Source organism: Staphylococcus caledonicus (genome assembly GCF_016238465.1).
In the GTDB taxonomy this organism is placed as follows: Bacteria; Bacillota; Bacilli; order Staphylococcales; family Staphylococcaceae; genus Staphylococcus; species Staphylococcus caledonicus.
Genome location: NZ_JABTXV010000007.1, coordinates 39384 through 50287, shown reverse-complemented (window position 1 = coordinate 50287; position 10904 = coordinate 39384). Strand labels below are relative to the sequence as shown.

2 protein-coding genes and 1 rRNA gene are annotated in these 10904 nt (G+C 34.4%); all 3 read left to right on the top strand.

Features of this window, described 5'->3' with window-relative positions:
- The first annotated feature begins 10 nt into the window (after nt 1–10).
- Nucleotides 11–125, top strand: a 5S ribosomal RNA gene (gene rrf, locus HS848_RS12140).
- Nucleotides 126–1014: 889 nt separating this feature from the next.
- Complete coding sequence (locus tag HS848_RS12135; protein WP_198612495.1) at nt 1015–5364, top strand: YSIRK-type signal peptide-containing protein; 4350 nt, start codon at nt 1015–1017, stop codon at nt 5362–5364.
- A 349-nt stretch (nt 5365–5713) separates the two neighbouring features.
- A complete protein-coding gene (locus HS848_RS12130; protein ID WP_269814429.1) occupies nt 5714–10672 on the top strand; it encodes a YSIRK-type signal peptide-containing protein in 4959 nt (1652 codons plus the stop codon).
- The last annotated feature ends 232 nt before the right edge of the window (nt 10673–10904 follow it).

The window sequence follows — 10904 nt, the reverse complement described above, 5'->3', positions numbered from 1 at the left end:
CATTCACTTGTCTGGTGACAATGGCAAGGAGGTCACACCTGTTCCCATGCCGAACACAGAAGTTAAGCTCCTTAGCGCCGATGGTAGTTGGATTTACGTTCCGCTAGAGTAGGACGTTGCCAGGCAACTAAATCGTATGGATGCGATGAGCCGATATTGAGACCGAAGGGTCTCTTTTTTTATGTCTAAATTTAGCATCAAAGCCGAAGGCAAAAAGAAAGTAAAATAAAAGAATAAACGGCACAAACTTCGGTGAGAACATGTTAGCATCTATTTAACTTTGCGAAGAGAAAGCGATTGAAGCTGATGAATTGAGGAAAGAGAGCAGCGAGTTTAGTTGGGCTAAATGAGCCAACGAAAGACGAAAATGAAGAAAGATGCGACCGCTTGCCTCAAAGCAAAGGAAGCTCCATAGCGCCGATGGTAGCAGATTACGTTCCGCTAAAGGGATAGATTCAATTGAAGAGAGATTGAGACATTAATCATTTGTGCTCTGGGAAACCGATATACGGTGTCCCAAAAGTAGGATCCTCGGCAGATACTGTCACGATTCGACAAAATTTTGAGAACAATTTTGCTCATCGTTCGGTTCTGCTCAAATCCTAAACACTTTTGACCCAACCTCTTCTTTTTTGTTTTAAATAAATTAACTCTACATTCAATCATGCTAATGAAAAAACCAATGATTTGGTTTCCTATTTTTAAAATGTAAAAAGCCTCAATAAATCTATATTTGAAAAAGAACTATCACATTTATATCCCTCTTATATATAAAAATACCCAAAGCTAAAGTTGAAAATGTTGAATATCAAAGAACAATTGAAGACAAAATGAACGATAATGCAAGATATACATTTTAACAGTTTATTAACTATTTAAAGTTATAGTATAATATTTTTAAATAAATATAAATTTATATTGAAATCTTTTTATACAAATAGTATCCTATTGAATGACGATGCAAAGAAATAGAGAAGGTCATCTCCGAAAACAATTAAGGAGTAGAGAACTGTTATGGAAAGAAATAACAAGAAGGGATGGAATTTTCTATCAAATACACAAAATAAGTATTCTATTAGAAAATTCTCTGTAGGCATTTCATCAATTTTAATAGGATCTTTCATTATTTTTGGAGTCGATAATGAAGCACATGTCGCAGAACCAAATGATGCACAAAATATTTCTACAAATAATGACAAAAGTCATAATGAAACACAAATCACTCCAGACCAATCTGCGAATAAGCAAGAAGATACAAATTTGAAGTCATCTTCTCAAGCAAAACCTAAAGAGGAAAAGAGCGTTAATAGTGCTAAAGACGAAACGTTAACTCCTCAGGAAAATAATAGTGAGAGTAACTCACAAAATAATGCTGAAACTACACAACCTAAAGTTTCAAATTCAGCACCTACTACAAGCACTAGAAGTAGTAAGGATGATCAACCATCAGACAATTCAACGTCTAACCAAGTTGATGCAAGTCAACCAACTAGTGAAGATAGTGCTATAAAACCAAAAAGACGTGTGAGACGAGATGTTGATGATAGCAATGTTCAAGTAGTCGGCAAATTGGCATTTAGTGGTACTGATGATACTGAAAAATATTATACATTACCTCCGGATATTACAAATAACCGCCGTGAAATGAATCATAAATTTTCTTTTACAAGTTCAGGATCTAGTATTTTTAATAACGGGAAATTAATTTACGAAGTACCAAAACGTTTTGTTGTGGCACCGCCTGCATTTTCTAAATCAGAATATGTAACTAAGAAATCGGATCTATCCGATGCTACTACATGGCGCTATCAATTTGATTTAAGACCTATAGCAGGAGCGGCTGCGGGGGAAATTGATATTTCACAAATTGTTGGTGGAATGATTTGGTCAGGTCCAGGTGATGGAGACGTTATCACTTCTACTATGAAAATATATCAAGGCGATACTTTACTTGATACACAAGAAACTCATGCCACATTTGAAAATGTTAAAGGTGGACTTTACGCCGACCGTGGTCAAGTTAAACCAACGTCAATATGGCAAATTCCAGGTAATAAAAAAACCATAGCTAATTCAGAACCGACAATTGGAGTTCTCGAGGCAGATGGTACAGTTTCTGATAAATCAGATGACTATGACTATAAAGTGCCGTTTCCAAGTGATCATAATTTTTTAGAAAATGATAATGTGACTACTACTTCAAGAGATTATAGCCGATATACAGATTTCACTTATAGTATTTTAAATATTCCTAGTTGGCTTGAACTAGACCCTAACCCTTACATTACAAATAATAGATTATGGACTCAAGATGAAACTGGAATTCATTTACATTTAAGTGAAGGTCAAGATTTAACTAACACAGCGTATGAACCTTCTTTAAAATTAAAAAAATCTGCGCTCACTCCTGAGATTTTAAAAAAATTTAAAGATGATGGATTTGTTGTGGCTAATCTAATATGGCAAACGGTAGGTCGCTTACCAAATGGACAAGATTACGTACAATCTTTACCAGCCGATGGAGGCATTAAATTCAAAATGCTTAACAGACATGGTATACCTACTGGTCATGTAGCCCTCCACTCATTACGTATTCTCGACCCTTCGAGATTATTTACTAAAGCTGATCATAAACATGAAACCTTTAGAGTATTAAAATATCTGACTGATCGTGACCAATCTGACAACTATGCGCCAACGTATATGCATTCTATTCAAATTCCTAAAGGGCAGGACGGAGACTATTTTACAAAATTTGATTTCAACCTACGTTTTATAAAATATTTCCAAGACAAATGGGATAAATATGCAGGTAATAGTATTACTTTAAAAGAACCGTTTATTTTGTACGGAGTTAATAGTGACGGTTCGACAACAAAATTAGCCGAATGGAAAGAAATAAATAAAACGAATAAATCATATGAGTTTGGTGATAAACGCTATAATCATTTAGTGCTTCAAACGCCTATTATACGTGACACTGTTACGCCAAAAGGTGCAACAGAAAAAGATATTTTCGAATGGGGTACAGAAGTTACTTATGCAGTAGATGAGAAAAGATGGCAAGACGCTGCAAAAGATGATAACGTATCACAAATGCAAAATACGCTAATTTTAGATCAAGTGCCAGAAAACACGGTAGAGGCAGCTAGTGCTGTGCCAACACGTGGTTTATCTGATGAATTGTCTAGTCCAAAAAATTCATATATCCATACTAAAGACTTATTCAATCATACGTTGGCTAAACCTGTATTTAACAATACAAATGGTTTCCAAGGCAATATATTAAATTATAATGATAAAGCTAATGTAATAGTGAAAGCTAATGATAGTGATTACTTAAAGTATTTAAGTACAGACGTGACAGATTATCGCTCAGATATAGATAATAATCGACTAGATAATATAAAAAATGTTTATTTATCACTTAACGCTCCGGATGGGACAGCGATAGGTAATGTGAGAATATGGACTAATAAAGACTTAATCCGTAATGCGAACGATGCTGATTTCTTGTATCTTGGAAATTCAGCAACGCTTCAAGATAGACCAGTCATTGATCCTATCAAAGTCATTCCTAATTATAAGAATAGTGGACGAACATTATATGTTTATAAAGTGCCGGATGGCTATGATTGGAATAAAACGCTTAAAAACGATCGTAATTTATTCTTTTTAAGAGACACGCCTGAAATGACATTCGATATCTTTAACAGAGGTACCTTACCAAGTGGTTCTTATTCTATTCGTTACGCAACAATTTGGGATAAAGATTCTGAATTGGTACGTCCTATTCTAGACCAAACATTAAGTCGTAACCACATTGATTTATCGGAAGTTATTACCGATGATTTGAGCCCATTAACGAATGACAACAGAGTATCAGTTATCAACGTGCCATTTAACATTGCACTCGCAAGAGAATTTGCGTCTTCGTTAACGATTGGTAAAGATGCTACAGATAGTTTTGACAAATCACGTGTAGATGTTGGTTTAGGAGAAAATGTAAACTTACAAACAACTACAATTAACTTCACCAATAGCGTCGGCATATTAAAAGAAATTGTAGTAACTATTCCTAAAGATAATGTTCAAACTATATTAACTGAAACATTACCAAATACAGATAAATATCACGTGGTTTATACGACAGATAGTGATGTGACAAAAGGTACATATACTGAAACGCCAACAGATTTATCTAAAGTCACTGCAATTAAATATGTGTTTAATTCACCACTTGTAGTCAATAAAGATGAGGTCTTTAAAACAAATGTAAAAGTAACTGTACCAGTGGATGCCCCAATTTTAACAAAAGCGCATTCACAAATCTTTACACTAGGTATGGATAATGTATGGTTAGCAGGTAATAAGGTTGAATTAGAAACAGAAGATAACCGTGGCGCTTTAGTGGTGAGATACACAGATGAAGCAGGTAATGATGTTCAAAATAACACTACGTCTAAAGGTGCAAAAAATACAGAATATAATGTAGACATTCCTCAAATGATTAATAATCATAATCATCACTACAAATTCTTAAAAGTGGATGATCAATTTGACCCTATAAAAGGTTATTATGTGAAAAAACAAACAAAAGTTGTCCACTTAATTTATAAAGAAGTATTTGAAGTAAGTGTCTTTGCCGACTTTAAAACAACAACTGGCGAGGTATTAAGTCCACAAATTACAGTTCTAGACCATCAACTTGAAGGTACACATTATACGACAACAGCACCTACTTTTGCCGATAAAGTGGTTTATGAGAATAATAAAAACGGTCATATTAAGAAAACAATCCATTACCGTTTAGTAGCAATACCGAAAAATCAAAACGGTGAAGTCATTGGAAATCAAGATATCATGGTGCATTATGTTTATGAACCTGTAACAACATATGAACTCGTTCCAAACAATCCACCACAAGTAGATAAACCGCAATTAAAAGTGACACGTTATATTGATAGACATGGTAGAGATATTATTAAACCGAAAAAAGGTAAACATAAACCTTATCCTAATATTCCAGGCGGTTGGACATATACAGGTATTGTTGAAGCACATGATGGTATTACTACTTACATTTATGAAAAAGTTAAACATCATCCAACACCTAAATGTAAAAAAGTGACTCCACCAGTTAAACACCATGAAGCACCACCTATGAAACAACATGTTAAGGTGAGCTCACCTATCAAAAAAGAACATGTATCAAAAGAGAAACCACATAGTACTCATCATACAGTAGAATTACCAGAAACAGGTAAGCCTGAAGGTAACACGTCACTATTTGCGAGTCTCTTATTAGCATTAAGTGCAATCTTTATGTTTAGAAAAAAAGATCGAACATCTAAAACAAAATAATTAAATAATTTTAGAGGGTTAAGACAATAAAGTTTAAAGTGTCTTAGCCTTCTATCTATAAAATAGGCCAGAAATTTGGAAACTTAAAAGGAAGAATTATATTATATTGCGTTAAATAACTTTAATAATATAGATAAAAGAGAGAATTCATAGGCATATATGTTGATATAATATCAACTAAACTAAGTTATAATATAATATTTTTAATTAAATATAAAATTATATTGAAAAATTAGCATACAAATAGTATTCTATTGAAGACGATGCAAAAAATAGACAAGGTCATCTCTGAATAAATTAAGGAGTAAAAACAGCTATGAGAAATAACAACAAAAAGGGAGTTGATTTTTTGTCGAATAAACAAAATAAATATTCGATTAGAAAATTTTCTGTAGGCATTTCATCGATTTTAATCGGGTCATTTATTATTTTTGGGGTAAATAATGAAGCGCATGCTGCCGAACAAGAAAACAATTCAACTATTTCTACAAATAATGATACTAATCATCAAGCTTCTCAAGATGTTTCAAACAACACAACAGATAACCAAGAAGATACTAATGTAAAACCATCTTCTCAAGATGCTCAAGTAACGCCTAAAGAGAACAATGATACAACTACAGATAAAAAAGAGAACGGCACTTCTCAAGAAGCAAATAAGGATACTACTGCACAAACGAATGCTGAAAGTAACCAACCTAAAGAAACAGATGCTACGGCTACTACGAGTCAAAATAACGATAATAGCGAACAACCTACAGAAAATCCAACATCTAATCAAGTTGACGCACATCAACCAACAAGTGAAACAAGTTCTACAACACCCAAACGACGTGTAAGAAGAGATGTTGATGATGACGATGATGACGATGAGGGAGTAGAAGTTACAAGTAGGCTAGTATTTAGTGATACACATACCAATAATAAACATTTTAATTTAACATCAGATGTAAACAATCACCGTCGTGTAATGAGCACTACATATTCATTTGCGAGTTCAGGACATAATAGTATAGATAATGGGAAACTCGTCTATGAAGCACCAAAGAGATTTATTGTAGAACCACCAGCATTTTCTAAATCGGAATATGTAACTAAAAAGACAGATTTATCCGATGCAGATACATGGCGCTATCAGTTTGATCTTAGACCTATAGCAGGTGCAGCGGCTGGTGAAATAGAAATTTCACAAGTTATTGGTGGAATGATCTGGAGCGGCCCTAGTGATGGGGATACAGTCACTACATCTATGAAAGTGTATGAAGGCGATAATTTACTTGATTCTCAAGAAACTCAAGCTACATTCGATAACGTCAAAGGGGGACTTTATGCCGATTATGGTCAAACGAAACCTACGTCGATATGGCAAATTCCCGGAACCACTAAAAGTACAGCGAGTTCAGAACCAACTATTGGTATTATCTCGAAAGATGGTACAGTCTCTGATAAATCTGATAACTATCGCTATAATGTGCCATTGCCAAGTGATAACTGGTTCTTAGAAAATCGTGACGACGCAACTACATCAAAAGATTATGGACGTTACACTGACTTCACGTATAGCGTGTTAAATATACCTAGCTGGCTTGAGTTAGATCCAGAGGCTTCGGGTAATCAATATTGGACGCAAGACGATAAAGGTATCCATATGCATTTAACTGATGGGCAAAAATTACCTTTTGTAGCTTATAAACCGTCATTAAGATTAAAAAAATCTGCACTTACATCTGAGGATATACAAAAGTTTAAAAAAGATGGATATATCAACGTCAATTTATTATGGCAGACGGTTGGACGCTTACCAAATGGCCAAGATTACGTCCAAAGTTTACCTGCTGATGAAGGCATTAAATTTAAAATGATTAGCGAAGCGGGTTCGGAAGCTGGAGATGTATATTTCCAAGCCTTGAGACAACATGATCCTTCACGCTTACTATCTAAAGCCGATCATTTACACGAAACATTTAGTGTTATTAAGTATATTAATAACCGAGATCAATCTAATAAGTACGCTTCAACTTATATGCATTCTATTCAACTTCCGAAAGGACAAGAGGGAGATTATTTTACAACATTTAGTTTGCTCCCTGCTGGAGCGAGATATTTCAATGGTTCGTCAATAAAAACCTCTGAAAATGATACGTATGAGTTTAAAACACCTTTTATACTCTATGGGGTAAATAGCGATGGTTCAACAACTAAGCTCAATGAATGGACAACGTTAAATAAAGACAATTCTACATATAGAATTAATAATAGTCATTATAATCATTTAGTTCTTCAAACACCTGTACTTCGTGACACGATTTCAACAGCTGATGAAGCACAAAAAGATGTTTTCGAATGGAGAGCAAATGTTACCTATGCAGTTGACGAAAAAAGATGGCAAGATGCGGCTAAAGATGATAGCGTCACACAAATGCAAAACAGCTTGATTATCGATCAAGTAAAACAAAATACGGTTGAAGCAGCAAGTGCTGTGCCAACGCGCGGATTATCTGGTTCTTTATTCCATCGTAACTATTCTTATATTCATACAAAAGAAGCGTTTCCACATAAATTGGCGACACCTGTGTTAAAGAATACAAATGGTTTCACAGGAAATACATTAAATTACAATGATAAGGCTAATGTAATAATTAAGGCCGACACAAAAGACTATTTAAGATATCTAAGTAAAGATGTGTTAGATGATACTTCAGACATTGATAATACTAAATTAGATGATATAAAAAATGTTTATTTAACACTTAGTGCGCCAGATGGAACTGCGCTTGGAAATGTTCGTGCGTGGACTAATAACGAACTCATCCGTACTTCTTTCTGGTGGGATGATGCTTCATTGGAAAATACATCGAAATCTTCGCTTAAAGATAGACCAGTGATAGACCCAATTAAGGTAATCCCAAATTATAAAAACAGTGGTAGAACATTATATGTTTATAAAGCACCTGAGGGGTATAACTGGAATCAAACGAGTAAGACAACGGGCGCGTATCGCAGTTCATTAACACAGAATACTCCTGAAATTACATTCGATATCTATAATAGAGGGACATTACCAATTGGTTCATACTCAATTCGTTATGCGGCAATTTGGGATAAGGATTCCGAGCTTGTACGTCCTAGTGACGACCAAACATTAAGTAGTAATCATCTACTGTTATCGGATGTTATTACTGATGATTTAAGTGCGAATACAAATGAAAAACGAGTTTCAGTTATTGATGTACCATTCAAAATTGCACTTGCCAAAGAATTTGCGTCTTCGTTAACGATTGGTAAAGATGCGACTAATAGTTTTGATAAATCACGTGTAGACATCAATCTAGGAGAAACTGTTAACTTACAAACTACGACAATCAACTACACTGATAGCCCTGGTATCTTAAAAGAAATCATTGTCACTATTCCTAAGGACCATGTTCAAACGACATTAGCTGAAAAGATTCCTGATACAAGTAAATACCGTGTGGTTTATACAACAGATAGCGATGTGAAGAATGGTACATATACCTCAAATCCAACTGACCTATCTAAAGTCACTGCAGTTAAATATGTATTTGATACACCACTTGTAGTGAACAAAGGAGAATCTTTTAGTACTAACGTAAAAGTAACTGTGCCAAAAGATGCGCCAATTTTAACAAAAGCACATTCACAAATCTTTACTCTTGGTACGGATGATCTTTGGTTAGCTGGTAATAAGGTAACGCTTGAAACAGAAGACAACCGAGGCGATTTAGAAGTTAGATATACGGATGAAGAAGGAAACGCTATCCAAAATAACACAACTTCTAAAGGTGTAAAAAATACTGAATATAACGTAGATATACCACAAATTATTAATAACAATAATCGTCACTATAAATTTGTAAAAGTAGACGATGAACTCGATCCAATAAAAGGTCATTATGAGAAAAAACAAACAAAAGTTGTTCACTTAATTTATAAAGAAATTTTTGAAGGAAGTGTATATGCGGACTTTAAAACTACTGATGGTGAAGTGATAAGTCCACAAGTGACAATTTTAGACCATCAAGTGGAAGGTACGCACTATACAACAACTGCACCAACGATTGAAGATAAAGTCACTTATGAAGATAATGAAAACGGTCGTGTTAAAAAGACGGTTCATTATCATTTAACAGCAGTACCAGAAAATCAAAGTGGCGAAGTAGTTGGCAATCAAGATATTACAGTGCATTATGTGTATGAACCAATTACAACTTATGAACAAGTCCCAGATAATCCGCCACAATATGATTTACCAGAATTAAAAGTGACACGTTATGTCGATACAGATGGTAATGAAGTCCAAGACGCAGAAGAAGGTACACAACAGCCACCAGATGTTATTGGAGATAAATGGCAATATACATCACAAATGACTGAAGAAGATGGCATCACAACATATGTGTATGAAAAAATCAAAACAGAAGTGCCAAACGAAGCGCCACAATACGACTTACCAGAACTAAAAGTGACACGTTATGTTGATACTGAGGGTAATGAAGTTCAAGATGCGGTAGAAGGCACACAACAGCCACCAGATGTTATTGGAGACAAATGGCAATATACATCACAAATGACTGAAGAAGATGGCATCACAACATATGTGTATGAAAAAATCAAAACAGAACTACCAAATGAAGCACCACAATACGACTTACCAGAATTAAAAGTGACACGCTATGTCGATACAGATGGTAATGAATTGAAAGCTCCAGAAGAAGGATTACAAACACCACCAAGCGTTATTGGAGATAAATGGCAATATACGTCACAAATGACTGAAGAAGACGGTATTACAACATATGTGTATGACAGAATTCAAACAGGCGTACCAAATGAAGCACCACACTATGACTTACCACAATTACAAGTTACGTGTTATGTAGATAAGCATGGTAACCCAATTATGAGTGCAAGAAAAGGTAAGCAAAATCCATATGCTGATATTCCAAGTGGATGGAGATACACTGGTATTGTTAAGGAACAAGATGGTATTACAACTTATGTATATGAAAAGGTTAAAGAACAACCGGCTCATACGCCTAAATGTAAAAAAGTGGTTGCTCCAATTAAACCTGATGAAAAATTATGCCCACCACAAGAAATTAAGGTGACTGTACCAGTGGAAAAAGAACACCCACATAAAGCAACACAACATAGTACATCTCATAAAATGGAATTACCAGAAACAGGTAAAACAGAAGGTAATACATCAATTTTCGCGAGTCTACTATTAGCTTTAGGTACACTGTTTATGTTTAGAAAAAAAGATAGAGACACTAAAACAAAATAACCGAATTACTTTAGAATCACATTCTAAAGTGACTAAGCTCCCTTCAAAGTAAAAATTAAAACTTTTGGAGGGAGTTTTTCGTTTTCAAAAATTAAATAATAGTGCTTAAAAACTTATGATATTTTTTGACACTACAAGATATATTCAAGTAATGTTGAATCAATAAAAGAGTAATGGTGAAAAAATTTAAAATATATACCTTAATTCCAAAACCACAAGAAAGTGTGACTAA

What these genes read in the sequence shown, in the direction of transcription:
- HS848_RS12135 (WP_198612495.1), top strand. Translation starts at nt 1,015, where the DNA reads ATGGAAAGAAATAACAAGAAGGGATGGAATTTTCTATCAAATACACAA.